Genomic DNA, 25,170 nt, shown 5'->3' with positions numbered 1-25,170 from the left:
GACGGGGGAACGAAGTCGGAGGCCGGTCGGTCACTGGCGCCGTAAAGAGATGTAAAGAGATGAACGTCTTGTCGGCGGACAGCACACGGCCCGGACCCCTTCGTTCTCACTCGAACGGAGGGATCCGGGCCGTGTGCCGGACGTTTTTAGAGCTTGGTCCAGGCCTCGGTGAGCACCGAGCGCAGGATGCCTTCGATCTCGTCGAAGGTGCCCTGGTCCGCGATCAGCGGCGGGGCCAGCTGGATGACCGGGTCGCCGCGGTCGTCGGCCCGGCAGTACAGGCCGTTCTCGAAGAGCGCCTTGGAGAGGAAGCCGTAGAGCACGCGCTCCGTCTCCTCGTCCGTGAAGGACTCCTTGGTGCTCTTGTCCTTGACGAGCTCGATGCCGTAGAAGTAGCCGTTTCCGCGGACGTCGCCGACGATCGGCAGGTCGTGCAGCTTCTTCAGCGTCGAGAAGAAGGCGTCCTCGTTGTCCAGCACGTGCTGGTTGAGGCCTTCCTTGTCGAAGATGTCGAGGTTGGCCAGCGCGACCGCCGAGGAGACCGGGTGGCCGCCGAAGGTGTAGCCGTGCAGGAAGGTGTTGTCGCCCTTGTAGAACGGCTCCGCGAGGCGGTCCGAGATGATGCAGGCGCCGATCGGGGAGTAGCCCGAGGTCATGCCCTTGGCGCAGGTGATCATGTCCGGGACGTAGTCGAACTTGTCGCAGGCGAACATGGTGCCGAGGCGGCCGAAGGCGCAGATCGTCTCGTCGGAGACGAGCAGCACGTCGTACTCGTCGCAGATCTCACGGACCCGCTGGAAGTACCCGGGCGGCGGCGGGAAGCAGCCGCCGGCGTTCTGTACCGGCTCCAGGAAGACGGCGGCGACGGTGTCGGCGCCCTCGAAGAGGATCTCCTGCTCGATCTGGTCGGCGCACCAGCGGCCGTAGGCCTCGGGGTCGTCGCCGTAGATCGGGGCGCGGTAGATGTTGGTGTTGACCACCTTGTGCGCGCCGGGGACCAGCGGCTCGAAGGGGGCCTTCAGGGCCGGCAGGCCCGTGATGGACAGGGCGCCCTGCGGGGTGCCGTGGTAGGCGACCGCACGCGAGATGACCTTGTACTTGGTGTGCTTGCCCTGAAGCTTGAAGTACTGCTTCGCGAGCTTCCACGCGGTCTCCACGGCCTCGCCGCCACCGGTGGTGAAGAAGACCTTGTTCAGGTCGCCCGGGGCGTAGTGCGCGAGGCGCTCGGCGAGCTCCACGGCCTTGGGGTGCGCGTACGACCAGATGGGGAAGAACGCGAGTTCCTGGGCCTGCTTGTAGGCGACCTCGGCCAGTTCCTTGCGGCCGTGACCGGCGTTGACCACGAACAGTCCGGCGAGACCGTCGAGGTAGCGCTTGCCCTTGTCGTCCCAGATGTACGTGCCCTCACCGCGGACGATGGTGGGGACGGGTGCGTTCTCGTAGGACGACATGCGGGTGAAGTGCATCCACAGGTGGTCGTACGCGGTCTTGGAGAGGTCCTGGCTCACGGTTATCGGGTTCCCCACATGTAGGTCTGCTTCTTCAGCTTCAGGTAAACGAAGCTTTCGGTTGATCGCACGCCGGGGAGCGCGCGGATCTTCTTGTTGATCGTCTCGAGCAGGTGGTCGTCGTCCTCGCAGACGATCTCCACCATCAGGTCGAACGATCCCGCGGTCATCACCACGTATTCGCACTCGGCCATCGCCGCCAGGGCGTCGGCCACGGGGTCGAGGTCTCCCTCGACGTTGATCCCGACCATCGCCTGGCGCCGGAGCCCCACGGTGAGCGGGTCGGTGACGGCGACGATCTGCATGACGCCCTGGTCGAGCAGCTTCTGCACGCGCTGGCGCACAGCCGCCTCCGACAGGCCGACGGCCTTGCCGATCGCTGCGTAGGGACGGCGACCGTCCTCCTGCAGTTGCTCGATGATCGCCAGGGACACAGCATCGACCGAAGGGGACGGTTGTCTGTTCCTGGAATCTGCGCTTCGACTGACCACGACCTCACTGTGCACGAGGAGTCGTCTGTTCCGCAAGACGGAACCGATGAAATCCGTTGTTTGGGAGTGCGTATCTCACTGATTCCGTAGTTCGTGGCCTACGGGCCTGTCGAAAGCCTCCGCCAAGGAGCTAGGCTGGGGATTCGTCTCAATCGTTGGACATGTGATCAGGAGTGTGGCTGTAGTGACCACCGAACTGCGTCGTCTGCGCAACTACATCGGCGGGGAGTTCAAGGACGCCGCCGACGGGCGGACCACCGAGGTGGTCAACCCCGCCACCGGCGAGGCGTACGCCACCGCCCCGCTCTCGGGCCAGGCCGACGTCGACGCGGCCATGGCCGCCGCCGCGGCCGCCTTCCCGGGCTGGCGCGACACCACCCCCTCGGAGCGGCAGAAGGCGCTGCTGAAGATCGCGGACGCCTTCGAGGCGCGCGCGGACGAGCTCGTCGCCGCCGAGTCGGAGAACACCGGCAAGCCGCTGGGCCTCACGGCCAGCGAGGAGCTGCCGCCGATGGTGGACCAGATCCGGTTCTTCGCCGGCGCCGCCCGCCTGCTCGAAGGCCGCTCGGCCGGCGAGTACATGGAGGGCATGACCTCGATCATCCGCCGCGAGCCGGTCGGCGTCTGCGCCCAGGTCGCGCCCTGGAACTACCCGATGATGATGGCCGTGTGGAAGTTCGCCCCGGCCATCGCCGCGGGCAACACCGTGGTGCTCAAGCCCTCGGACACCACCCCGGCCTCCACCGTCCTGATGGCGGAGATCATCGACTCCGTGCTGCCCAAGGGCGTGTTCAACGTCGTCTGCGGCGACCGTGAGACCGGCCGGGCCATGGTCGAGCACCGCACCCCGGCGATGGCCTCCATCACCGGTTCCGTGCGCGCGGGCATGCAGGTCGCCGAGAGCGCCTCGAAGGACGTCAAGCGCGTCCACCTGGAGCTGGGCGGCAAGGCTCCCGCCGTGGTCTTCGCGGACGCCGACATCGCCAAGGCCGTGGAGGACATCGCGGTCGCCGGCTACTTCAACGCGGGCCAGGACTGTACCGCCGCCTGTCGCGTGCTCGTGCACGAGTCGATCCACGACGAGTTCGTGAGCGCGCTGGCCAAGGCCGCCGCCGACACCAAGACCGGCCAGCCGGACGACGAGGACGTGCTGTACGGCGCGCTGAACAACCCGAACCAGCTGAAGCAGGTCGCGGGCTTCATCGAGCGCCTCCCCGCCCACGCCAAGGTCGAGGCGGGCGGCCACCAGGTCGGCGAGAAGGGCTACTTCTACGCCCCGACCGTGGTCTCCGGCCTCAAGCAGGACGACGAGATCATCCAGCACGAGGTCTTCGGCCCCGTCATCACCGTCCAGTCCTTCACCGACGAGGCCCAGGCCGTGGAGTACGCGAACGGCGTCGAGTTCGCCCTCGCCTCCTCCGTGTGGACCAAGGACCACAGCCGCGCGATGCGGATGTCCAAGAACCTCGACTTCGGCTGCGTGTGGATCAACACCCACATCCCGCTCGTCGCCGAGATGCCGCACGGCGGCTTCAAGAAGTCCGGCTACGGCAAGGACCTCTCCGCGTACGGCTTCGAGGACTACACGCGCATCAAGCACGTGATGACCTCGCTCGACGGCTGATCGGCCGCATCGGTCACAGCACAGCGTTGACGGGGCGGGCAGTAGACACCATGTCTATTGTCCGCCCCCTCGCGTTCCCCGAGGCTGTGCCCATGCCTGAACTCGCCTTCTCCCGCCGCGTGGCGCTGCGCGGCCTCGGTGCCACGGGTCTGCTGGCCGCCCTCGCCGGCTGCGGTGTGCCCGCCGCCCACGTGCCGGAGGGCCGGCGGGAGGGTCCCGACCGGTCCGAGCGGGACCAGAGCGTGGCCTTCTCCAACTGGCCGCTCTACATCGACACCGACGAGGAGGACGAGACGCGCCGTCCGACCCTGGAGGCGTTCTCGGAGCAGTCGGGCATCGAGGTCCGGTACACCGAGGAGATCAACGACAACGACGAGTTCTTCGGCAAGATCAGCCCGGCGCTCATGAACCGGCAAGAGACCGGCCACGACCTGGTCGTGGTCAGCGACTGGATGGCCGCCCGCTTCGTCCACCTGGGCTGGGCCCAGAAGATGGACCGCTCGGCCCAGCCGAACGTGGCCCGGCACCTCGACCCGCAGTTGCGTTCCCCCGCCTTCGACGAGGGCCGGCTGCACACGGTCCCCTGGCAGTCGGGGATCACCGGCATCGCCTACAACCGCAAGGCCCTGGGCCGGGAGATCAAGTCCGTCCAGGACCTGTGGCAGCCCGACCTGGCGGGGAAGGTCACCCTCTTCTCCGGCCTCGACGAGTCCTTCGCCCTGCTGATGCAGGGCAGCGGGGTGGACGTCACCGCCTGGACCGAGACCGACTTCCACCGGATGTGCGACCAGGTGGAGGCCATGGTGAAGAAGAGGCACATCCGCCGGTTCACCGGCAACGACTACACCTCCGACCTCAGCAAGGGCGACGTGTTGGCCTGCCAGGCCTACTCCGGCGACGCCATCCAGCTCCAGGCCGACAACCCCGACATCGAGTTCGTGGTCCCCGAAGAGGGGGGCGAACTGTGGGCGGAGAGCCTGCTCGTCCCCAACCTGGCCCGGCACAAGGTCAACGCCGAAGCCCTGATCGACTACTACTACACCCCGGAAGTGGCCGCGGAGCTGGCCGCCTCGGTCAACTACGTCTGCCCGGTTCCGGCCGCCCGCGAGGTCCTGGCCGGCTCGGGGGACGAGGAGACCGCCGCACTGGCCGAGAACCCGCTGATCTTCCCCGACGACGAGATGCGGGAGCGCCTCGCCGTGGCCCGGGACATCTCCTCCACCGAGCGCCGTTCCCTTGCCAAGCGCTGGAACGCGATCGTCGGGCTCTGAGCGGCCGGAGGTGCGGAACTGAACACGTTCAGGGAATTGGCTGAACGTGTTCAGAAATGTGGGTAGGCTTCCTTCCATGAGCGAGCGAAGCGCCCTTCAACGGCGTATCCGTGCCTGGCTGTTGCTGTTCCTCGTCTGTCTCGTCATCAGCGGACTCACTGCCTTCCCCCTGGTCAGCGAGCTCCGCCTCGGGAACTCCCTGGTGGACAACGTGTGGTTGCGACGGGTGGGTGACGGACTGGAGCGGGCCGACGCCGAGTACCCCTTCCTGCTCTACGGCACCGACTGGCTCGCCTTCGCCCACCTCGTCATCGCCGTCTTCTTCTACGGGGTCTACCGCGACCCCGTCCGCAACATCTGGATCGTCGAGGCCGGCATGATCGCCTGCGTCGGCATCGTCCCGCTGGCCCTGATCTGCGGCCCCATCCGGGGCATCCCCTTCCTGTGGTCGCTCATCGACATCTCCTTCGGCGTCTTCGGGGTGATCCCCCTGCTGATCCTGCGCCGCGCGATCAAGCGGCTGGAGGCCGTGCCGGCCACCTGACCCGGCGGCTATCCGGCCGGGCGGCCACTCCGCGGGCGGCCGCCCGCCTGGCGGCTATCCGGCGAAGGCCGCCATCACGATGCCGAGGGCCACCGGGTTCATCTCGTGGCCCTTGGCATCGGTGGAGTTCACCGAGTACACCAGGGTGCGGGACAGGTCCCGGGTCCCGCCGATCACGGTGTTGTAGCCGTAGCGGCCGCCCGTCTTGCCCCAGGCCACCGTGCCGCCGGGCAGCACGAACCGCTTCATGCCGGCCGTCTGGTCGGCCGCGGCCCCGGTGACGAAGTCCGTCACCCCCGGCACCGTGAACATCTCCTCCAGCTGGGCGGCGGGCACGACCCGGCCGCCGAACAGCGCCAGGGTGAAGCGCTCCAGGTCGGCCGTGGTGGATATGAGGTCCCCGGCGGCCCACTCCCGGGAGGAGCCCCACTCGGTCACGTCGACCAGACGGGTGCCGCCGCCGGCCTTCGGCACCTCCTGGTAGCCGCGGTTGTGCGGGCCCGGTATGCGGATCTGCGTACGGGTCGGCAGCGAGGTGTCGCGCAGGCCGAGCGGCTTGAGTATCCGGCTGGTCAAGGCCCGTTCGTACGAGGTCCCCGTCACCTTCTCGATCAGCATCCCCAGGACCGTGTAGTCGATGTTGAGGTAGTGCTGCCGCGTCCCCGGGTCGAATGCGGGCCCCTTGGCAACCGCGTTGGCGATCAGAGCACGGGGATCGTCGAGGTCGAACCGGTGCGCGTAGGCGTCGGCGAAGGTGTCGCCCGGGCCGTCGGCCGGGCGGATTCCGCTGGTGTAGTTCAGCAGCTGTCGTGCGGTGACGGGCTTGAAGGCCGGCGACAGCAGTCCCGGCAGGTACTCCTGTACCGGCCGGTCCAGGTCCACCCGGCCCTCGGCGGCCAGTTGGAGCACGACCGCCGCGGTGAAGGTCTTGGTCACCGACCCGGCGCGGAACCGGCCCTGCTCCAAGGCCTTGCGCCCGGTGCGGACGTCCGCGACCCCGGAACTGCCCTGCCAGCTCCCGCTCGTACCGCCCACGCGGACCAGTGCGGCGGTGGCGTCCCCGTGCTCCGGGCCCAGGCCGGCGATCGCCCGCGCCAGCGCCGCCGCGTCGGGCGGCGTCGCAACCGTCCGCCCGGGGCCGGCGGCGGGCGTCGAAGCGGGAGCCCGCGCCGGGGCCGGAGCGGCGTGGGCCGCGGCCGGGCCGGACGCGACGCCCAGGACCAGGGCGGCGGCGAGCAGTGTGCGCGTACGGGCGTTCATGGTGGGCTCCCCCTGCGAGATCCGCGGGGCGCTCTCGCCCCGATGACCTCAATGCTCCTGGTCAGAGGGGTATCCGCGGATCACCCCGCAGAGGGGTCTTCTCCGGTACGACTACTCACCGGCCAGAGGGAGCCGACACGCCGCCCCTCACTCCCCAGAGGGAGAAACCCCAGAGGGAGAGACCCCGGAGCGACCCCCGTCCGCAGCCGTGGCCCCCGCGGCGATGAGACCCGTCTCGTACGCGCAGATCACCGCCTGGATCCGGTCCCGCAGCCCCAGCTTCGCCAGCACGTTCCCCACGTGCGACTTCACCGTGTGCTCACTCACCACCAGCGCCGCCGCGATCTCCGCGTTCGACAGCCCCCGCCCGAGGTGCAGCAGCGTCTCGCGCTCCCGCGCCGTCAGCACCTCCAGCTTCTCCAGCCGGTCCGGTGACGGCGCCGGACGCCCCGTCGCCGCCGTGTACTCCTCGATCAGCCGCCGGGCGACCGAAGGCGCCAGCAGGGAGTCGCCGGCCGCCACCACCCGCACCGCGTGCACCAGGTCGTCCCGCCGCACGTCCTTCAGCAGGAAACCGCTCGCCCCCGCGTGCAGCGCCTCGTACACGTACGCGTCCGAATCGAAGGTCGTCAGCATCACCGTCCGGCAGCCGCCGCCCGCCGTGCTCGCCCGGCACGCCTCGATCCCGTCCAGCACCGGCATCCGAATGTCCAGCAGCGCCACGTCCGGGGCCAGCCGGTCCACCGCGGCGACCGCCGCGGCGCCGTCCCCCACCTCCGCCACGACCTCGATGTCCTGCTGCGCGTCCAGGATCATCGCGAACCCGCTGCGCACCAGCTCCTGGTCGTCGGCCACCACCACACGGATCGTCAATTCCGCACCTCTACCTCCGAGGCCGCGGCGTGCTTCACCACGTTCGTCAGCGCTTCCTGCACGACCCGGTGCACCGTCGCCTCCAGCGCGGCCGGCAGCTCGCGCACCGCGCCCGTCCGGTCGTACGCAACCCGCGGCCCGCTACCCCGCACCCGTTCCAACAGCGCCGGCAGCGCGTCGATCCCGGGCTGCGGAGCGCGTGGCGCCACCTCGTCCGTGCGCAGCACCCCCAGCATCGTCCGTAGCTGGGCCATCGCGTCGCGCCCCGTCTCGGCGATCGCGTCGAAGGCGGCCTCCGCCCGCGCCGGCGCCCCGCGCACCGCCACCGGCCCGGCCTCCGCCTGCACGATCATGATGCTGACCGCGTGCGAGAGGATGTCGTGCATTTCCCGCGCGATCCGGGCCCGCTCGCGAACCGCCGCCTGTTCCGCCTCGATCCGGTTCGCCCTCGCCAGCTGCTCCGCCCGGTCCTCCACCGCCGCCGTGTACGCCTGCCGGGTGTACTGCAGCCGTCCCAGCGCGTACGCCGCACCGCCGATGAACAGCGTGAAGAGCAGCTCCCGCGCCGATCCGGTGTTCCAGCGCACCGCCGGGAACGAGGCGGCCAGGAGCACCGCGCCGACCACCGCCCGGGTCCGTGGCGGGCACAGCACGGCCACCGTGTAGAAGGCGATCAGCGGCCCGTACGGGAGGGGCTGGCCCGGACCGTCCATCGCCAGGCTGTAGAAGAACCCGGCGCCGACGATGGCGGCCAGCACCGTCACCGGGGCGCGCCGCCGCCAGATCAGCGGCAGCGCACCGGCCAGGGTCACCGCGTACGCGGGCCAGCTCTTCGGAGATCCACCGGGCTGCCCGGGCAGTACGAAGGGCATGGTGGAGGCCAGCTGCACGAGCAGGGTGAGGCCGAGGTCCCGCCACCGGGGACCCGCGTGCCGCAGGCGTCCGGCGAGCCCGCGTATCACCGGTCGAACTCGGCGCGCACGTCCGCCAGCGCGTCCACCCGGTTCGTGGTGACCGAGTCCACCCCGGCGGCGACGAGGGAGCGCATCGTCCGCTTCGTGTCCGCCGTCCAGGCCGACACCAGCAGCCCGTCCCGGTGCAGCGCGTCGCACAGCTCCCGGCTCACCAGCCCGAACCGGTAGTTGAGCCAGCGCGGACGCACCGCGTCCGTCAGCACCCGCCTCGGCGGCGACAGCGTGGTCCAGGTCAGCGCGATCTCCGCGCCCGGGTCGGCGGCGCGGACCGCCAGCATGCTGTTCGGCCCCGCGCAGTAGTACGTCCGGTCCCGCGCCCCGCACGCGCGGACCAGGTCGACGACGCTCCGTACCGCTTCCGCGGAGGCGCCGGGCAGGTCGATCATCACCCGGCCCGCGCCCGCCGCCATCAGTGCCTCGCGCAGGGTCGGGACCGCGCCCCCTGCGAGCTCCCGGAGCTGCGGGGCCGTGACGGCGTCGAGCCGTACGTCATGGCCCCACAACCGCTGGAGCGTCGCGTCGTGGAGCAGGACCGGCACCCCGTCGCGGGTCAGCCGTACGTCGATCTCGACCGCGTCCGCCCCGCGGGCGAAGGCGGAACGGATCGACGGAAGGGTGTTCTCACGGACACGGTAGGGATCGCCGCGGTGGCCGACGGCAGTCAGGGTGCGCATGGCCCCATTCTCAGGGGGACTTCAGCGCGCGAGCCAGCCGTCGGTGTACGTGTCGATCTCCGCGGTGAGCTTCGCCTTGCCGGCCGGGTCCAGGAACGAGGCCTCGACGGCGTTCTTCGCGAGCTGCGCGAGACCGCGCTCGTCGAGGTCGAGGAGGCGGGCGGCCACCGCGTACTCGTTGTTGAGGTCGGAGCCGAACATCGGCGGGTCGTCGCTGTTGATGGTGACGAGTACGCCCGCCGCGACCATCTCCTTGACCGGGTGGAGGTCGAGGTCGGTCACCGCGCGGGTGGCGATGTTCGACGTGGGGCAGACCTCCAGCGCGATCCGGTGCTCGGCGAGGTAGGCCAGGAGCTCCGGGTCCTGTGCGGCGCTGGTGCCGTGGCCGATGCGCTCGGCGCCCAGCTCGCGGATGGCGTCCCAGACGGTTTCCGGGCCGGTGGTCTCGCCGGCGTGCGGGACGCTGTGCAGGCCGGCGGCGCGCGCCCGGTCGAAGTACGGCTTGAACTGCGGGCGCGGGACGCCGACCTCGGGGCCGCCGAGGCCGAAGGAGACCAGGCCCTCGGGGCGCAGGTCGACGGCGAGGCGCGCGGTCTCGGCGGCGGCCTCCAGGCCGGCCTCGCCGGGGATGTCGAAGCACCAGCGCAGGATGACGCCGAGCTCGGTCTCGGCCGCCCTGCGGGCGTCCTCGATGGCCTCCATGAAGGCCTTCTCGTCGATGCCGCGGCGCGTGGAGGAGTACGGGGTGATGGTCAGCTCGGCGTAGCGGATGTTCTGCCGGGCCATGTCACGGGCGACCTCGAAGGTCAGGGTCCGTACGTCGTCGGGGGTGCGGACCAGGTCGACGACCGACAGGTACACCTCGATGAAGTGCCCGAAATCGGTGAACGTGAAGTAGTCGGCGAGGGCCTCGGGGTCGGTGGGGACCTTCGAGTCGGGGTGCCGGGCCGCGAGCTCCGCCACGATGCGCGGGGATGCCGAGCCGACATGGTGGACGTGGAGTTCCGCCTTGGGCAGCCCCGCGATGAAGGGGTGCAGGTCGGTCATGAGGGTGCCTCCGGTGGGACGCGGGTGCGGGCAGTTCGGCGTTCATCGTAGGCAGCCCGGTGACTGTCGGTGGCAGCGCCTAGCATGGATGTACGAGAGGGGGGTGCCGGATGACCGGGAACAGCCAGGAGCCGACGGACCCGTGGGCGTCGCCCGGGCGGCCGGCGGTCGAGCTGGGCAAGACGCAGGGCCCGCCCGCGGGACCGGCCGGTCCGGCGGGCGCGCCGGGAGGGTCGGGACCGCCGTCCGTGCACGACCACCCGACGCTCGCCGGGATGCCGGGCGACGCCCCGCCCACCGCCGACACGGTGATATCCGGGCCGGACGGGTCCGGCCGGTCCGCGTCCGGCCAGCCCGCGTACGGCTATCCCGCCCAGCCCGGCCAAGGGGCGTACGGGTACGGATACCCCGCCGCCCCGGCCGCCGTGCCGGGCTACGGGTACCCGGGGGACGCGGGGTACCCCGGCCCCGCGTTCCACTCCGGACCGGGCGGATACCCGCCGTACGGGCAGCGGCCGAGCAACGGCTTCGGCATCACCGCCCTCGTCCTCGGCATCGCTGCCGTCGCCCTCGGGCTGTTCGGGTGCTTCCTGGCCTTCGTGGGCCTGCCGCTCGGCATCGCCGCCGTCGTCTTCGGCGTCCTGGGCCGCGGCAAGGCCACCCGGGGCGAGGCGGACAACGGCGGGGTGGCGCTGGCCGGCATCATCACGGGCGCGGCGGGCATCGTGGTGGCCGTCCTCGTCACGGTGCTGTTCTTCGGGGTCCTCGCCGGGATACCCGACGGCGACCACGACGGCCCGTACGCGGACTTCCCGGTCTCCGAGAAGGTCTGACCGGCGGGGTGGAGCGCCCCCGAGGGGCGCCCCCTCCGTCGGACCGTCCCGGAGGCGGGCGTCGGACGAACCTCACACGAGCCACGGCCAGTCGGCGTCCCGGCCTCCCTCGATCAGGGACACCATGCGGAAGGCCGCGTCGGTGAGACCGCCGAAGGCGTACCGGTTGGCCGCACCGGAGGGCGCGTGGCCCACCCGGTAGCCCGCCAGGTTCCAGGTGTACACCGGGACCCCGGCCGGCACCTCGGCCGACGGGTCGCCGCCGTACCGGTAGGAGGCGGCCTGCTCGTCGGTGACGATCAGGACCCGGTCGTGTCCCCGGTAGTGCTTCTTCACGGCCTGCGCCGTGTTGGTGCCGCCGAGGTCGCCGAACCGCTCCAGCACCTTCAGCACGGACTCGCCGCGGTCGTACGCGACGACCTGGCTGGACGTGCCGAACTGCACCAGGTCCGCCTCCGCGGCCCGCAGCGCCAGCGCCGCTCCGAACACGGCCGCAGCATCGGCCCGGTTGAGCCGCGAGCGCTCCGACAGCGGGGACCACATCGACCCCGAGCGGTCGACGAGGACCAGCGTCCGGCCGGGCAGGGCCGGGACGTTGGCCAGCGAGTGGCCGAGCGCCCGTTCCAGCGGGTACGCCCACCGCAGCGAGGGGGCGTGCTGATAGGCGGCCAGGTAGCGGAAGGGGAACTGCCGGGAGCGCGCGACGGCCTCCGGCGCGCAGACCCTCTCCGCGACCCCGGCGGCCACCGCGTCCGAGACCCCGGCCTGGTCGAAGTTCCGCAGGTTCCGCAGCAGGGCCATCGGGCCCATGGACGGGATGACCGCCTCCCAGGCGGCCGCGTCCATCGGCCCCTGCAGCCAGCCGGCCAGGGCCTCCCAGGTCATGCCCGCCGCGGCGAGCCGCTCCGCGCCGTCGGGACCGGTTACCACGGCGCGCCGCTCGTCGACCGGCAGCTCCATCAGCTCCCGGTGGGCGACGAGCGTGCGGCTGCCGTCCGGCACCCGAGCGGTCTCCGGGTGGTGGCGCCGGTCCAGGGCGTGCCGGAACAGCTCGCCCTGCCACGGCTTGTCCGGGTCGGGCGAGGCGTGCACCACGTTCAGGACGTCGCCGAAGCGGTAGCCCCGCGAGGCGGTGTCGTACTTCAGGAGCGAGGTGGCGGAGTAGAGCCGGCGGACGGCGTCGGCGATGCCGCGCTTGACGGGCTTGGGCACGTTCCTGCCGTACGTCGACGTCCAGTAGGCCAGCAGCTCGCCGGGCTCGTCCGCGCGCCGCAGGACGGAGTCGACGACCTGGCGGTTCGACGGCCCGCCGGTGGCGCCCGCGTCGAGCCGCGCCCGGACGTACTCGGCGGCGCCGACGAGCGAGGCGGTCCGCATGTTCGCGTCCCCGCGGAGCCAGCCCAGCAGGCCCGCCGTCCACTCCGGGTCCTCGACCGCGAGCCGGCGCACGAGCGCGGCGAAGCGGTCGTCGCGCTCCCCGCCGCCCTCGTAGAAGGTCTTCTGCGCCACGAAGTTGGCAACCGCGAGCAGGAACAGCTCGGATCGCGGATCGCGTTCGTGGCCGCGGGCACCCTCGTGGGTGCGGGCGCGGCGGCCGGTCGAGCGGACGGGCGAGGTGGGCGCGGCGGCCGCGGCGGAAGCCGCCTTGGACGGGCGCAGGTTGAAACGAGCCATGTGAATCCCCCCGAATTCGTCAGAGAAGTACCGGGGGAGGCGCGACGCGGGGATGCCCGAGATCCGAGGTCGGAGACGGCGTTGCCAATTGCTCTGCCGACTGAGCTACCGGCCTGAGCCGGGCGGGACTCGAACCCGCGACCGATCGATCCGAAGGAGCCGTCGCCTGCGCACCGGGCATCCCCCCGCGCGGCCTCCCGAGATCAAAGCGGCGGCGGCCTGGTTTCTTGGAAGGAAGGAGCCGCAGCCCGCGCACCGGGAGGTGCGTGAGACAGGTGTCCAGAGATCGAGTGCGGCGAAACCACGTGGTGCTCTACCGACTGAGCTACACCGGCCCGAAGCCGGTGACGGGACTCGAACCCGCGGCCGCCCCATTAACAGTGGAAGTAGGTCTCGCCTGCGCACCTGGACGAGCACCACGGTAGGCGCCGGGCCGGGGCGTCCGCCAGGCAATTAACGCGGCCGGGGGCCGGGGCCGCGCACCTCAGACCCGCGCCGCCTGCAGCAGCGTCGGCACCATGACGGTGTCGCCCGCGCCGACCGTGCCCCCACCGTCCGTGCCCGCGCCGACTGCACTCCCGCCGTCCGCGCCCCCGCCGACCGCACTCCCGCCGTCCGGGCCGCGGGACAGCGGGACCCAGATCAGGCCGACCATCCGCGGGCAGTCGCACTCCGGATCCGGGTCCACGCCCAGGACGGGCTCGCCGGGTGCCACCTCCACGCGGAAGCAGGCGGTCCGGCCGGAGGGGTACGGCGCCTCGTAGGCGTACCGCACGGACACGGCGCGCAGGCCCGTCTCCTCGGCGACCTCGCGGCGGACCGCGTCCAGCGGGTCCTCGCCGTCCTCCAGGCCGCCGCCCGGCAGGGTCCAGTACTCCGGACCGTCGTGCCGGCTGGCGGGTCCCTCGCCGCGCTCGCGGACCATCAGGACGCACCCGTCCCGGACGATCACCGCGGCGACCCGGCGGCGGCCGCTCACGCGGCGCTCTGCCGCAGCCGCTCCCGCGCTTCCATCAGCGCGAATCCCAGCAGGTTCAGCCCGCGCCAGCGGGCCGGGTCCAGGGCGCGCTCGTCGTCGGCCGCCAGCCCGATGCCCCAGACCCGGTCCATCGGGCTCGCCTCCACCAGCACGCGGTTCCCGGTGGACAGGAGGTACGAGCGCAGCGCCGGATCGGCGCCGAACTTGTGCACGCTGCCCTCCACCACGAGGGCGAACCGCTCCCGCTCCCATATCGCGTCGTCGAAGCCCCGCACGAGCCGGCCGGCCCTCTTCGCCTCGGCCGGGGTCTTCGCCCCGAGGGCGGTGCGCTCGGCCTCCGGGTCCTCGAACAGCCGGGCCTTCCCGGCCATCATCCAGTGCTCCGCCGTGGCATACCGAACGTCACCCACAGTGAATTCGGAAGGCCACCACTGGCTCAGGCAGCTGGGGCCGAGCGTCCCGTCGGGGCGTGGGCGGTGCCCCCAGAACGGCAGGAACTTCACCCGTTCACCGCTGCTGACCTGCTTGATCAGTTCGTCGATCATCTCCATGCACGCGAGTCTGACAGTCGCCACTGACACTTCGTACGGGATTTCGGGCGTGCCTCGACACATGGTCGACCGATTCCGTCGCGTAATCAAAAGGCAACAACGGAATCACTTGGCCGAGGGCACCACCTCTGTCAGGATCGGCACTCAATTCGAGCTGTAGCTCGAACTGTAGCTACGGAGAGCGTGAGAGCGTGATGGGCAACCGCTTCCAGGTCAAGGACCGCTTCGCAGGCGGCGCGCAGTACATCGACGGGCAGCTCAGGTCCGGCACCTCGGGCCGGTCACACACCGTGGTCGACCCGGCCACCGGCCACGAGGTCCTCACCTACGAACTCGCGAGCACGGCGGACGTCGACGCGGCCGTCGCCGCCGCCAAGAGGGCCTTCCCGGCCTGGTCAGGCGCCACCCCCGGCGAGCGCTCGGACGCGCTGCACCGGCTGGCCGCCGTACTCGCCGAGCAGGCGGAGGACTTCGCGTACGCCGAGTCCCTGCAGTGCGGCAAGCCGATCAAGCTGTCGACCGAGTTCGACGTCCCGGGGACCATCGACAACACCGCCTTCTTCGCCGGGGCCGCGCGCCACCTCCAGGGTCAGGCGGCCGCCGAGTACTCCGGCGACCACACCTCCTACGTACGCCGCGAGGCCATCGGGGTGGTCGGCTCCATCGCGCCCTGGAACTATCCGCTCCAGATGGCCGCCTGGAAGATCCTCCCGGCCATCGCCGCAGGCAACACCATCGTCCTCAAGCCCGCCGAGCTGACCCCGCTGACCTCCCTGATGTTCGCGCAGGCCGCCAAGGACGCGGGCCTGCCCGACGGAGTGGTCAACATCGTCACCGGCGCCGGGCGCGAGGCCGGCGAGCACCTGGTCGGCCACCCGGACGTGGTCATGACCTCCTTCACCGGCTCCACCGCCGTGGGCAAGCGGGTCGCCGAGATCGCCACCGCCACCGTCAAGCGGCTCCACCTGGAGCTCGGCGGCAAGGCCCCCTTCCTCGTCTTCGACGACGCCGACGTGGAGGCCGCCGCGCACGGCGCGGTCGCCGCCTCCCTGATCAACACGGGCCAGGACTGCACGGCCGCCACCCGCGCCTACGTCCAACGCCCCCTCCACGACGCCTTCGTCGCCCGCGTCGCCGAGCTGATGGAGACCGTCCGCCTCGGCGACCCCTTCGCGGCCACCACCGACCTCGGTCCGCTCGTCTCGCACGCCCAGCGCGACCGCGTCGCAGGCTTCGTCGAGCGCGCCCGGTCCTACGCCACCGTCGTCACCGGCGGCGAGGTCCCGGGCGGCGAGCTCGCCGAAGGCGCGTACTACCGGCCCACCCTCATCTCCGGCGCGGCCCAGGACAGCGAGGTCGTCCAGTCCGAGATCTTCGGCCCGGTCCTCGTCGTCCTGCCCTTCGACACCGACGACGAGGGCATCGCGCTGGCCAACGACACCCCGTACGGGCTCGCCGCCTCCGCCTGGAGCCGCGACGTCTACCGGGCGAACCGCGCCACCCGCGAGATCAAGGCGGGCTGCGTCTGGGTGAACGACCACATTCCGATCATCAGCGAGATGCCCCACGGCGGCTACAAGGCGAGCGGCTTCGGAAAGGACATGAGCGCCTACTCCTTCGAGGAGTACACGCAGGTCAAGCACGTGATGTACGACAACACCGCGGTCGCCGCGAAGGACTGGCACCGCACGATTTTCGGGGACCGATAGCAGCCAGCCGCCGGACCAGCGGCGACGTATACATCCCGAAAGGGCAACGCGCATGGAGCAGTTCGAGCCCGACCGCCTCTCGGCGGCGCAACTCGCCGCGATGCGGCGCAGCCTTGACAGTGGCCGCGGGGCCCTCACCCGCCGCTCGCTGCTGCGCGCGTCCGGAGTAGGAGCGCTCACCCTCGGGGGCCTGTCCGCCCTCGCAGGCTGCGGCATCCCGCCCGCCAAGCGGGAGGGCGCCGCGGCGGCGGCCTCCGACGACCGCTCGGACCAGGAGAAGGAGATCACCTTCTCCAACTGGACCGAGTACATGGACACCAGCGACGACGAGAAGTCCCGGCCCACCCTGGAGGAGTTCACCAAGCGGACCGGGATCAAGGTCAAGTACACCGAGGACATCAACGACAACGTCGAGTTCTTCGGGAAGATCCGCCCGCAGCTCGCGGCCGGCCAGGACACCGGCCGCGACCTGATCGTCGTCACCGACTGGCTCGCGGCCCGCATCATCCGCCTCGGCTGGGCGCAGAAGCTGGACGCCTCCCGCCTCCCGCACGCCTTCGCCAACCTCTCCCCGCAGTTCCGCAGCCCCGACTGGGACCCGGGGCGCGCGTACAGCTACCCCTGGACCGGCATCTCCACCGTCATCGCCTACAACTCCAAGGCCACCGGCGGCAGGACGGTCGACTCCGTCACCCAGCTCCTCGACGACCCCACCCTCAAGGGCCGGGTCGGCTTCCTCACCGAGATGCGCGACAGCGTCGGCATGACCTTGCTCGACCAGGGCAAGGACCCGTCGAACTTCACCACGGCCGATTTCGACGGGGCCGTCGGCCGGCTCCAGAAGGGCGTGGACAAGAACCAGATCCGCCGCTTCACGGGCAACGACTACACGGCCGACCTCGACAAGGGCGACCTCGCCGCCTGCCTCGCCTGGGCGGGCGACGTCATCCAGCTCCAGGCCGGCAACCCGGACATCAAGTACGCGATCCCGGCAGCCGGCTACATCACCTCCAGCGACAACCTGCTGGTCCCCGCGAAGGCCGGCCACAAGGCCAACGCGGAGAAGCTCATCGACTACTACTACGAGCTCCCGGTCGCCGCGCAGTTGGCCGCGTACATCAGCTACGTCTGCCCGGTCGAGGGCGTCAAGGACGAGCTGGCCAAGATCGACCCCGACCTCGCGGACAACACCCTGATCGTCCCGGACAAGGCCATGACCGCCAAGTCCCACGCCTTCCGCTCCCTCACCAGCGAGGAAGAGACGGCGTACGAAGAGAAGTTCGCCAAGCTCATCGGCGCCTAGCGCCCGCGCCGGGCGCACCCGCGCCCGGCGCCGGCCGCGAGCCCCGGAGGACCGGGGCGCAGCCCACCGGGCGAGCCCGGTGGACGGCGCATCCCGGCCGGCTCCGCCGAGCCCCCGACATCTTCCGCACCCAACCCCGGGACCCACCCATGACTGACAAGACCGCGGGCGGCGACGTCCGCCTCGCCGGGATCAGCAAGCACTACGGCACCTTCACCGCCGTGCACCCGCTGGACCTCACCATCCCCCAGGGCTCCTTCTTCGCCCTGCTCGGCGCCTCGGGCTGCGGGAAGACCACCACCCTGCGCATGATCGCCGGCCTGGAGGAGCCCTCCACCGGCACGGTCCACCTCGGCGACCGCGAGGTCACCGACCTGCCGCCGTACAAGCGCCCGGTCAACACGGTCTTCCAGAGCTACGCCCTCTTCCCGCACCTGAACATCTACGAGAACGTCGCGTTCGGGCTGCGCCGCCGCGGCATCAAGTCGGTCAAGAAGCAGGTCGACGACATGCTGGAGCTGGTGCAGCTCGGCCAGTTCGCCCAGCGCAAGCCGCACCAGCTCTCCGGCGGCCAGCAGCAGCGCGTCGCCGTGGCCCGCGCCCTGATCAACCACCCCCAGGTGCTCCTCCTCGACGAGCCGCTGGGCGCCCTCGACCTCAAGCTGCGCCGCCAGATGCAGCTGGAGCTCAAGCGCATCCAGACCGAGGTGGGCATCACCTTCGTGCACGTCACGCACGACCAGGAGGAGGCCATGACCATGGCCGACACGGTCGCCGTGATGAACGGCGGCCGCGTCGAGCAGCTGGGCGCCCCCGCCGAGCTGTACGAGAACCCCGGCACCACCTTCGTCGCGAACTTCCTCGGCACCTCCAACCTCATCGAGGCCTCGGTGGAGTCCGCCGGCTCCGAGGTCGTCGTCACCGCCTCGGGCGCGACGCTCCGGCTGCCCGCGTCCCGATGTTCGACCACGCCCTCCGCGGGCGGCAAGCTGCTCGTCGGGGTGCGCCCGGAGAAGATCACCCTGGTCCACGCCGACGAGGAGCACACCATCGCGGCGGGCCGCAACAAGGTCCCCGGCCGGATCGCCGCCTCCTCCTTCATCGGCGTCTCCACCCAGTACGTCATCGACAGCCGGGTCTGCCCCGAGCTGGAGGTGTACGCGCAGAACGTCGAGCGGGACGCCCGCCTGGTCCCGGGCGCCGAGGTGATCCTGCACTGGAACCCGGAGCACACCTTCGGCCTCGACGCCGCCCAGGCCATCGACGCGGGCATCGAGACGGTGGAGGAGGGCGCGTGACCGCCACCGCGGCGCCGCCCCAGGCGCCCGCCGAAACCGAGCCCCCGGTGCACCGGGCGTCGCTGCGCAAGCGGCTGATCCCGTACTGGCTGCTGCTCCCCGGCATCCTGTGGCTGCTCGTGTTCTTCGTGCTGCCGATGGTCTACCAGGCCTCCACCTCGGTGCAGACCGGCTCCCTCGAAGAGGGCTTCCAGGTCACCTGGCACTTCCAGACCTACTGGGACGCCTTCACCGAGTACTACCCGCAGTTCCTGCGCTCCCTGCTCTACGCGGGCACCGCCACCGTGCTGTGCCTGATGCTCGGGTACCCGCTGGCCTACCTGATCGCCTTCAAGGCCGGCCGCTGGCGCAACCTGCTGCTGGTGCTGGTCATCGCCCCGTTCTTCACCAGCTTCCTGATCCGCACCCTGGCCTGGAAGACGATCCTCGCCGACGGCGGCCCGGTGGTCGGCGTCCTCAACGACATCGGCTTCCTCGACGTCACCAGCTGGCTGGGCATGACCCAGGGCGACCGGGTGCTGGCCACGCCGCTCGCGGTGGTCTGCGGTCTGACGTACAACTTCCTGCCGTTCATGATCCTGCCGCTGTACTCCTCGCTGGAGCGCATCGACACCCGCCTCCACGAGGCGGCCGGCGACCTGTACGCCCGCCCCGCCACGGTCTTCCGGAAGGTCACCTTCCCGCTCTCCATGCCGGGCGTGGTCTCCGGGACCCTGCTCACGTTCATCCCGGCGAGCGGCGACTACGTCAACGCCGAGCTCCTCGGCTCCACGGACACCCGGATGATCGGCAACGTCATCCAGTCGCAATACCTGCGGATCCTCGACTACCCGACGGCGGCCGCGCTGTCCTTCATCCTCATGGCCATCGTGTTGATCATGGTCACCATCTACATCCGCCGAGCGGGGACGGAGGACCTGGTCTGATGCGCACTCCCATCACGTGGCTCCGGCGCAATATGGTCGTCATCGCGGGCCTCGCCACGCTCGCCTACATGATCCTGCCGAACGTCGTCGTCACCGTCTTCTCCTTCAACAACCCCACCGGACGGTTCAACTACGCCTGGCAGGAGTTCTCCCTCGACGCCTGGAAGGACCCCTGCGGGGTCGCCGACCTGTGCGGCTCGCTCTCGCTGTCCCTCCAGATCGCCCTGTGGGCCACGCTGGCCGCCACCGCGCTCGGTACCGCCATAGCCTTCGCGATGGTCCGCTACCGGTTCCGGGGGCGCGGCGCGGTGAACTCGCTGATCTTCATGCCCATGGCCATGCCCGAGATCGTGATGGCGGCCTCGCTGCTGGCGCTCTTCCTCAACATGGGCATCCAGCTGGGCTTCTGGACGATCCTCATCGCCCACATCATGTTCTGCCTCAGCTTCGTCGTCGCCGCCGTCAAGGCGCGCGTCCTGTCGATGGACCCCCGGCTGGAGGAGGCCGCCCGCGACCTCTACGCGGGGCCGGTGCAGACCTTCGTACGGGTCACCCTGCCGATCGCCGCCCCCGGCATCGCGGCGGGAGCGCTGCTCTCCTTCGCGCTCTCGTTCGACGACTTCATCATCACCAACTTCAACTCGGGCAACACCGTCACCTTCCCCATGTTCGTGTGGGGATCGGCCCAGCGCGGTACGCCTGTCCAGATCAACGTCATCGGCACGGCGATGTTCGTCATCGCGGTGCTGGTGGTCCTCGCCGGCCAGATGGTCGGCAACCGCCGCAAGAAGGCACAGCCCAAGTAAGTCATCCGTAGGGAGTTGGAAGACATGGCCCCAGACGCCATGCGCACCGCTGCACGATCCCTTTCCGAAGCACGGCCGGTCTCGTACTGGCTGGACGACCCCGGCAAGCCCGCCCCCCGGCCCGCCCTCACCGGCGACGAGCACTGCGACCTGCTCGTCGTCGGCGGCGGCTACAGCGGCCTGTGGACCGCGCTCCTCGCCAAGGAGCGCGACCCCGCCCGGGACGTCGTCCTGATCGAGGGCAACGAGGTGGGCTGGGCCGCCTCGGGCCGCAACGGCGGCTTCTGCGCCGCCTCCCTCACCCACGGCCTGGCCAACGGCCTGGCCCGCTGGCCCGGCGAGCTGGCGAAGCTGGAAGAGCTGGGCGCCCGCAACCTCGACGCGATCGAGGCGGCCGTCGCCCGCTACGGCATCGACTGCGACTTCGAGCGCAGCGGCGAGATCGACGTGGCCACCGAGCCGCACCAGGTCGAGGAGCTGCGCGAGCTGCACGGGGAGGCGGAGCGCCTCGGCCTCGCCGGGAGCTCCGTGTGGCTGGATCGCGACGCCCTGCGCGCCGAGGTCGACTCGCCGACCTTCCTCGGCGGCGTCTGGGACCGTGACGGCGTCGCCATGCTGAACCCGGCGAAGCTGGCCTGGGGCCTCAAGCAGGCCTGCCTCGACCTCGGGGTGCGGATCCACGAGCACACCCGCGGCCTGGACCTGGTCGCCTCCGGGGCCGGGATGGCCGTGCGCACCCCGTACGGGCGGGTCTTCGCGGGCCGGGTCGCGCTGGGTACGAACATCTTCCCCTCGCTGGTCAAGCGCATCCGGCCGCTCACCGTCCCGGTGTACGACTACGCCCTGATGACCGAGCCGCTGACCGAGTCCCAGCTCGACTCGATCGGCTGGAAGAACCGCCAGGGGCTGGGGGACAGCGCCAACCAGTTCCACTACTTCCGGATCACCCCCGAGCGCCGCATCCTGTGGGGCGGCTACGACGCGATCTACCCCTACGGCGGCCGGCTCGACGCGGAGCGCGACCACCGCCCGGAGACCTACCTCAAGCTCGCGGAGCACTTCTTGACCTGCTTCCCCCAGCTGGAGGGGGTCAAATTCAGCCATGCGTGGGGCGGGGCGATCGACACCTGCTCGCGCTTCTCCGCCTTCTTCGGCACCGCGCACGCGGGAAAGGTCGCGTACGCCGCCGGATTCACCGGGCTCGGCGTCGGCGCCACCCGCTTCGGCGCCGACGTGATGCTCGACCTGTTGGCGGGGGAGCGGACCGAGCGCACAGAGCTGGAGATGGTCCGCTCCAAGCCGATGCCGTTCCCGCCCGAGCCCTTCGCGTGGACCGGCATCAGCCTCACGAAGTGGTCCCTGGCCCGCGCCGACGGCAACGGCGGCCACCGGAACCTGTGGCTCAAGGCGCTGGACCGGGTCGGCCTCGGATTCGACAGCTGACCTGCCGATCGGCTGACCGACTGATCCGCTGAACGGCTGGTCACCCCATCCGTTGATCCGCTGATCGCGGCGTGCGCGCCCCGGCGCGCCCCGCCCCGCACGGCCGCTCGCCGCGTGACCAGTTTCACTACCACGGGGTAACGAAACCCGCGTCATACCCGCGCCCGGCCCCGCTCTCCCCTGATGAGAACCCTTCACCAGACGGAACGGAGGCCGGGCGATGACGATCCCGGGAGCCAAGACGGCAGTGGAATGGCTGGTATCGGCGGCGCCGGATCCCGGGGCCTGCCGACGGGAGTGGGAGCGGAGCCCCCTGGGGGCGGCCCTCCTGCCCGCCGGCCGGCGCTGGGACGTGCTGATCGTGCCCGCGGAGCTGGGGCAGTCCACCCTCGACGTGCTCGGGTTCCTCGTGGACCGGCCCGGCCCGGTGCTGGCCGACTTCGGCGCCGCGCGGCCGAGCGGCACGCCGATGCCGCGGCTGGGCTTCTTCGTGCCCCCGGGTACCGCGTCCCGCTGGATCGGCACCGGCGTACGGGGCGCCGGCCGCGGGACCTGGATCGTGGTCCCGTACCCGGGCCGGGCGGCGGGCGGGGTGCGCTGGCTGGTGCTCCCGGACGGGCGGGGGACCCTCACCGACCCGGCCGTGCTGGAACTGGCGATGCACGAGGCCGCGGCGACCGTCGCGCACGGCGCCGAAGCGGGCTCGGCGGGGACGGGCGTGGCCGGAACGAAGGTGGCGGGGGCGGGCGGTGCGGGGGCGCCGGGGTCCGCCGGGTCCACCGCGCCGGGGTCCGCCGGGTCCGCCGGGTCCGACGGGTCCGCCGGGGCGGCCTTCCCGGTTGACGCCAGGGCCGCCGCCGAGGAGAGGGCGGGGCGCAAAAGGTGACGGGGGCATTGACAAGGGCATTGGTCTGGACCATCTTGGGCGCCGCTGACCCCCTCCATCCCCCCATGCCCCGGAGGCAGTTGTGCGCAGAGCCACGTCCCTCCTTACGGCCGCCGCCCTGGCGGTGGCCGGCTTCCTCGCCGCGGGCCCGCCGGCCGCGGCGGCGGACGCCGACCTCGTCCGCAACGGCGGCTTCGAGTCCGGCCTCGACGGCTGGAGCTGCTCCGGCGGCAGCGGGACCGCCGTCACCACCCCCGTCCACGGCGGCAGTTCCGCCCTCAAGGCCACCCCGGCGGGCCAGGACAACGCCCGCTGCGCCCAGAGCGTCACCGTCAAGCCCGACTCCACGTACACGCTCGGCGCCTGGGTGCAGGGCGCGTACGTCTACCTCGGCGCGACCGGGACCGGAACCGCCGACGTGTCCACCTGGACCCAGAGCGCGGGGGCGTGGAAGCAGCTGGCGACCACCTTCCGCACCGGCCCGTCGACGACCTCCGTCACGGTCTACACCCACGGCTGGTACGGCCAGCCTGCCCACCTCACCGACGACGTCACGGTGGTCGGACCCGACCCCGGCGGCCCCGGCCCCGAAGAGCCCCGCCCCCCGGCCGCCCCCACCGGCCTCACCGCGTCCGCGACCTCCTCCGACGCGGTGTCCCTCTCCTGGTCGGCGGCCGCCGGAGCCACCTCGTACAAGGTCTACCGGGACGGCGCCGCCCCCCTGACCGTCACCGCCGCCTCGGCCGTGGTGACCGGCCTCGCCGCGTCCACCACCCACACCTTCCGGGTCGGCGCCGTGAACGCGGCGGGCGAGTCCGCGAAGAGCGCCCCCGTCTCGGCGACCACGACGGGCGGCGGCGGCAACCCGGGCAACCCCGGGCTGCCCGCGCACGCCCTGGTCGGCTATCTGCACTCCAGCTTCGCCAACGGCTCCGGCTACGTCCGGATGGCCGACGTCCCCGCCTCCTGGGACGTCATCAACCTCGCCTTCGGCGAGCCGACGTCCGTGACCTCGGGGGACATCCGCTTCCAGCTCTGCCCGGCCGCCGAGTGCCCGAACGTCGAGTCGCCCGCCGAGTTCAAGGCGGCGATCAAGGCCAAGCAGGCCGCCGGCAAGAAGGTGCTGATCTCCATCGGCGGCCAGAACGGCCAGGTCCAGCTCGCCACCACCGCCGCCCGCGATGCCTTCGTCACCTCCGTCGGCAAGATCATCGACGAGTACGGGCTGAACGGCCTCGACATCGACTTCGAGGGCCACTCCCTCTCCCTGGCGACGGGGGACACCGACTTCCGCGCCCCGACCACCCCCGTCATCGTCAACCTGATCTCCGCCGTGAAGACGCTCAAAGCCCGGTACGGTCCGGACTTCATCCTGACCATGGCCCCCGAGACGTTCTTCGTCCAGCTCGGCTACCAGTACTACGGCTCCGGCCCCTGGGGCGGACAGGACCCGCGCGCCGGCGCCTACCTCCCGGTCATCCACGCCCTGCGCGACGACCTGACCCTGCTCCACGTCCAGGACTACAACTCCGGCTCGATCATGGGCCTCGACAACCAGTACCACTCCATGGGCGGCGCGGACTTCCACATCGCCATGACCGACATGCTCCTCACCGGCTTCCCGGTCGCGGGCAACACCGCCCGCGTCTTCCCCGCGCTGCGCCCGGAGCAGGTGGCCATCGGCCTCCCGGCGACGACCAACGCGGGCAACGGCCACACCTCGCCCGCCGAGGTGAACAAGGCGCTGGACTGCCTGACGCGGAAGGTGAACTGCGGCAGCTACCAGACCCACGGCACCTGGCCCGCCCTGCGCGGCCTGATGACCTGGTCGATCAACTGGGACCGCTTCGGCGGCTGGGAGTTCAGCCGGAACTTCGACGCGTACTTCGGCGGCTAGGCTCCCGGCGGGAGCGCTCCCGGTCCGGACCGCGGGACGCGGACGTCCGCGTCCCCACCCGCACCGGGAGCCGCCCGGACGGAGCGGCGGGCCGTACCGACGAAGCCGTCGATCAGCTCCCGGGTCGCGTCCCGCCGGGCGTCGAGGTCGGCGCGGTCCCGCGCCCGGTTGACCGCGCCGACCGCGGCGAAGGCCTCGACCGCGGCGGCGGTGAGCTCGGGCTCGTCGGCGATCAGCTGGAGCTGGAACAGGGCGTGCTGCGCACCGGAGCGCAGCTCGAACGAACGCTTGCGCAGGGCGGCTTCGTCCTCGGCGTCGCGGCCCTCGTGCACGCAGAACCAGTGGTGCAGCGCGGCCTGGCGGAAGTCGACGAGCAGCCCCGCGTAGGTGCCGTAGACGTCCAGCCGCTCCCGGCGCAGCTGCGCGTCGAGGGCGGCGCGCTCCGTGCGCCGCGCGGACCGCTGCTGGAAGACGTGCGTCACCGTGGAGCCCAGCAGGGTGCCGAGGACCGCGATGACGCTCGTGAGTATGGCGTTCACGGGACCCATGCAACCAGATCCCGGGCCGCGGATCTCCGGGTCCGCGGTGCGGGATCCGTG

The 25,170-nt window shown here is 71.3% G+C and carries 23 protein-coding genes; 12 read left to right on the top strand and 11 right to left on the bottom strand.

Annotated features, from left to right (window positions below; all coding sequences use genetic code 11):
- Positions 1-146: 146 nt before the first annotated feature.
- Both ACFWTC_RS08510 and ACFWTC_RS08505 read right to left on the bottom strand, forming a co-directional pair.
- Positions 147-1,526 (bottom strand): aspartate aminotransferase family protein, encoded by a 1,380-nt coding sequence (locus tag ACFWTC_RS08510; protein WP_267717557.1) that lies wholly within the window; start codon positions 1,524-1,526, stop codon positions 147-149.
- Entirely contained in the window at positions 1,511-2,014 is a 504-nt protein-coding gene (locus tag ACFWTC_RS08505) for an Lrp/AsnC family transcriptional regulator (protein ID WP_267717555.1), read from the bottom strand. Before ACFWTC_RS08505 ends, ACFWTC_RS08510 begins: the two co-directional genes overlap by 16 nt.
- Positions 2,015-2,183: 169 nt before the next feature.
- On the opposite strand from ACFWTC_RS08505, the gene ACFWTC_RS08500 reads away from it, so the two are divergent.
- The 3 genes from ACFWTC_RS08500 (at position 2,184) to ACFWTC_RS08490 (ending at position 5,438) form a co-directional block, all read left to right on the top strand.
- The gene (locus ACFWTC_RS08500; RefSeq protein WP_383919292.1) at positions 2,184-3,623 is read left to right on the top strand and encodes a gamma-aminobutyraldehyde dehydrogenase; all 1,440 of its coding nucleotides are present in this window, start codon (positions 2,184-2,186) and stop codon (positions 3,621-3,623) included.
- A gap of 92 nt (positions 3,624-3,715) precedes the next feature.
- A complete protein-coding gene (locus ACFWTC_RS08495) occupies positions 3,716-4,894 on the top strand; it encodes a PotD/PotF family extracellular solute-binding protein (RefSeq protein ID WP_384027304.1) in 1,179 nt (392 codons plus the stop codon).
- Between the two features lie 76 nt (positions 4,895-4,970).
- Entirely contained in the window at positions 4,971-5,438 is a 468-nt protein-coding gene (locus tag ACFWTC_RS08490) for a hypothetical protein (protein WP_383919286.1), read from the top strand.
- A gap of 54 nt (positions 5,439-5,492) precedes the next feature.
- On the opposite strand, the gene ACFWTC_RS08485 is transcribed toward ACFWTC_RS08490, so the two are convergent.
- From ACFWTC_RS08485 to ACFWTC_RS08465, 5 genes are all read right to left on the bottom strand, one after another.
- Entirely contained in the window at positions 5,493-6,698 is a 1,206-nt protein-coding gene (locus ACFWTC_RS08485; protein ID WP_384027302.1) for a serine hydrolase domain-containing protein, read from the bottom strand.
- 147 nt (positions 6,699-6,845) lie between these two features.
- Complete coding sequence (locus ACFWTC_RS08480) at positions 6,846-7,571, bottom strand: response regulator (protein WP_384027300.1); 726 nt, start codon at positions 7,569-7,571, stop codon at positions 6,846-6,848.
- Positions 7,568-8,533, bottom strand: coding sequence for a sensor histidine kinase (locus ACFWTC_RS08475; RefSeq protein WP_383919277.1), 966 nt, complete (start codon positions 8,531-8,533; stop codon positions 7,568-7,570). The genes ACFWTC_RS08480 and ACFWTC_RS08475 overlap by 4 nt, the downstream gene beginning before the upstream one ends.
- Positions 8,530-9,219, bottom strand: a complete 690-nt coding sequence (locus ACFWTC_RS08470; RefSeq protein WP_383919274.1) for a glycerophosphodiester phosphodiesterase — start codon at positions 9,217-9,219, stop codon at positions 8,530-8,532. Before ACFWTC_RS08470 ends, ACFWTC_RS08475 begins: the two co-directional genes overlap by 4 nt.
- Before the next feature lie 21 nt (positions 9,220-9,240).
- Positions 9,241-10,266 carry an adenosine deaminase gene (locus tag ACFWTC_RS08465; protein WP_383919271.1) on the bottom strand — a complete coding sequence of 342 codons (1,026 nt, stop codon included), beginning with the start codon at positions 10,264-10,266 and terminating at the stop codon, positions 9,241-9,243.
- A gap of 110 nt (positions 10,267-10,376) precedes the next feature.
- On the opposite strand from ACFWTC_RS08465, the gene ACFWTC_RS08460 reads away from it, so the two are divergent.
- Positions 10,377-11,099, top strand: coding sequence for a DUF4190 domain-containing protein (locus ACFWTC_RS08460; RefSeq protein WP_383919268.1), 723 nt, complete (start codon positions 10,377-10,379; stop codon positions 11,097-11,099).
- A gap of 72 nt (positions 11,100-11,171) precedes the next feature.
- On the opposite strand, the gene ACFWTC_RS08455 is transcribed toward ACFWTC_RS08460, so the two are convergent.
- The 3 genes from ACFWTC_RS08455 to ACFWTC_RS08445 all read right to left on the bottom strand — a co-directional run bounded on the left by ACFWTC_RS08455 (position 11,172) and on the right by ACFWTC_RS08445 (position 14,303).
- Positions 11,172-12,773 (bottom strand): TROVE domain-containing protein, encoded by a 1,602-nt coding sequence (locus ACFWTC_RS08455; protein WP_384027298.1) that lies wholly within the window; start codon positions 12,771-12,773, stop codon positions 11,172-11,174.
- A gap of 484 nt (positions 12,774-13,257) precedes the next feature.
- The gene (locus ACFWTC_RS08450) at positions 13,258-13,752 is read right to left on the bottom strand and encodes an NUDIX domain-containing protein (RefSeq protein WP_384027296.1); all 495 of its coding nucleotides are present in this window, start codon (positions 13,750-13,752) and stop codon (positions 13,258-13,260) included.
- Positions 13,749-14,303 (bottom strand): NADAR family protein, encoded by a 555-nt coding sequence (locus ACFWTC_RS08445; RefSeq protein WP_383919259.1) that lies wholly within the window; start codon positions 14,301-14,303, stop codon positions 13,749-13,751. Before ACFWTC_RS08445 ends, ACFWTC_RS08450 begins: the two co-directional genes overlap by 4 nt.
- A 194-nt stretch (positions 14,304-14,497) precedes the next feature.
- Between ACFWTC_RS08445 and ACFWTC_RS08440 the strand changes: the two genes are divergently transcribed.
- The 8 genes from ACFWTC_RS08440 to ACFWTC_RS08405 all read left to right on the top strand — a co-directional run bounded on the left by ACFWTC_RS08440 (position 14,498) and on the right by ACFWTC_RS08405 (position 24,571).
- On the top strand, positions 14,498-16,012 hold the full coding sequence (locus ACFWTC_RS08440; protein WP_383919323.1) for a gamma-aminobutyraldehyde dehydrogenase: 1,515 nt from the start codon (positions 14,498-14,500) through the stop codon (positions 16,010-16,012).
- A 52-nt stretch (positions 16,013-16,064) separates the two neighbouring features.
- Positions 16,065-17,315, top strand: coding sequence for a spermidine/putrescine ABC transporter substrate-binding protein (locus ACFWTC_RS08435; RefSeq protein ID WP_383919256.1), 1,251 nt, complete (start codon positions 16,065-16,067; stop codon positions 17,313-17,315).
- 149 nt (positions 17,316-17,464) lie between these two features.
- Positions 17,465-18,613, top strand: a complete 1,149-nt coding sequence (locus ACFWTC_RS08430; protein WP_383919253.1) for an ABC transporter ATP-binding protein — start codon at positions 17,465-17,467, stop codon at positions 18,611-18,613.
- Positions 18,610-19,539, top strand: coding sequence for an ABC transporter permease (locus ACFWTC_RS08425; RefSeq protein WP_383919250.1), 930 nt, complete (start codon positions 18,610-18,612; stop codon positions 19,537-19,539). Before ACFWTC_RS08430 ends, ACFWTC_RS08425 begins: the two co-directional genes overlap by 4 nt.
- Positions 19,539-20,345: an ABC transporter permease gene (locus tag ACFWTC_RS08420; protein WP_383919247.1), complete on the top strand. Its 807-nt coding sequence runs from the start codon at positions 19,539-19,541 to the stop codon at positions 20,343-20,345. The genes ACFWTC_RS08425 and ACFWTC_RS08420 overlap by 1 nt, the downstream gene beginning before the upstream one ends.
- Before the next feature lie 24 nt (positions 20,346-20,369).
- The gene (locus ACFWTC_RS08415) at positions 20,370-21,788 is read left to right on the top strand and encodes an NAD(P)/FAD-dependent oxidoreductase (RefSeq protein WP_384027294.1); all 1,419 of its coding nucleotides are present in this window, start codon (positions 20,370-20,372) and stop codon (positions 21,786-21,788) included.
- 220 nt (positions 21,789-22,008) lie between these two features.
- Complete coding sequence (locus tag ACFWTC_RS08410; protein ID WP_384027292.1) at positions 22,009-22,674, top strand: hypothetical protein; 666 nt, start codon at positions 22,009-22,011, stop codon at positions 22,672-22,674.
- Between the two features lie 124 nt (positions 22,675-22,798).
- Complete coding sequence (locus ACFWTC_RS08405) at positions 22,799-24,571, top strand: chitinase (RefSeq protein ID WP_384027446.1); 1,773 nt, start codon at positions 22,799-22,801, stop codon at positions 24,569-24,571.
- Here ACFWTC_RS08405 and ACFWTC_RS08400 read toward each other — a convergent pair.
- A complete protein-coding gene (locus ACFWTC_RS08400) occupies positions 24,568-25,110 on the bottom strand; it encodes a hypothetical protein (protein WP_383919236.1) in 543 nt (180 codons plus the stop codon). The two genes, ACFWTC_RS08405 and ACFWTC_RS08400, sit on opposite strands and share 4 nt — an antisense overlap.
- Positions 25,111-25,170: the final 60 nt, after the last annotated feature.

It is taken from the genome of Streptomyces sp. NPDC058619 (genome assembly GCF_042717785.1).
Classification (GTDB): Bacteria; Actinomycetota; Actinomycetes; order Streptomycetales; family Streptomycetaceae; genus Streptomyces.
Note: the sequence above shows the minus strand (reverse complement) of the source record. Positions and strands in the feature narration are given on the sequence as shown.

Excerpts from the sequence above, each read along its gene's own strand:
- ACFWTC_RS08495 (WP_384027304.1), top strand. The coding sequence starts at position 3,716 with ATGCCTGAACTCGCCTTCTCCCGCCGCGTGGCGCTGCGCGGCCTCGGT.
- ACFWTC_RS08490 (WP_383919286.1), top strand. The coding sequence starts at position 4,971 with ATGAGCGAGCGAAGCGCCCTTCAACGGCGTATCCGTGCCTGGCTGTTG.
- ACFWTC_RS08485 (WP_384027302.1), bottom strand. The coding sequence starts at position 6,698 with ATGAACGCCCGTACGCGCACACTGCTCGCCGCCGCCCTGGTCCTGGGC.
- ACFWTC_RS08470 (WP_383919274.1), bottom strand. The coding sequence starts at position 9,219 with ATGCGCACCCTGACTGCCGTCGGCCACCGCGGCGATCCCTACCGTGTC.
- ACFWTC_RS08465 (WP_383919271.1), bottom strand. The coding sequence starts at position 10,266 with ATGACCGACCTGCACCCCTTCATCGCGGGGCTGCCCAAGGCGGAACTC.
- ACFWTC_RS08460 (WP_383919268.1), top strand. The coding sequence starts at position 10,377 with ATGACCGGGAACAGCCAGGAGCCGACGGACCCGTGGGCGTCGCCCGGG.
- ACFWTC_RS08455 (WP_384027298.1), bottom strand. The coding sequence starts at position 12,773 with ATGGCTCGTTTCAACCTGCGCCCGTCCAAGGCGGCTTCCGCCGCGGCC.
- ACFWTC_RS08445 (WP_383919259.1), bottom strand. The coding sequence starts at position 14,303 with ATGGAGATGATCGACGAACTGATCAAGCAGGTCAGCAGCGGTGAACGG.
- ACFWTC_RS08440 (WP_383919323.1), top strand. The coding sequence starts at position 14,498 with ATGGGCAACCGCTTCCAGGTCAAGGACCGCTTCGCAGGCGGCGCGCAG.
- ACFWTC_RS08435 (WP_383919256.1), top strand. The coding sequence starts at position 16,065 with ATGGAGCAGTTCGAGCCCGACCGCCTCTCGGCGGCGCAACTCGCCGCG.
- ACFWTC_RS08430 (WP_383919253.1), top strand. The coding sequence starts at position 17,465 with ATGACTGACAAGACCGCGGGCGGCGACGTCCGCCTCGCCGGGATCAGC.
- ACFWTC_RS08420 (WP_383919247.1), top strand. The coding sequence starts at position 19,539 with ATGCGCACTCCCATCACGTGGCTCCGGCGCAATATGGTCGTCATCGCG.
- ACFWTC_RS08415 (WP_384027294.1), top strand. The coding sequence starts at position 20,370 with ATGGCCCCAGACGCCATGCGCACCGCTGCACGATCCCTTTCCGAAGCA.
- ACFWTC_RS08410 (WP_384027292.1), top strand. The coding sequence starts at position 22,009 with ATGACGATCCCGGGAGCCAAGACGGCAGTGGAATGGCTGGTATCGGCG.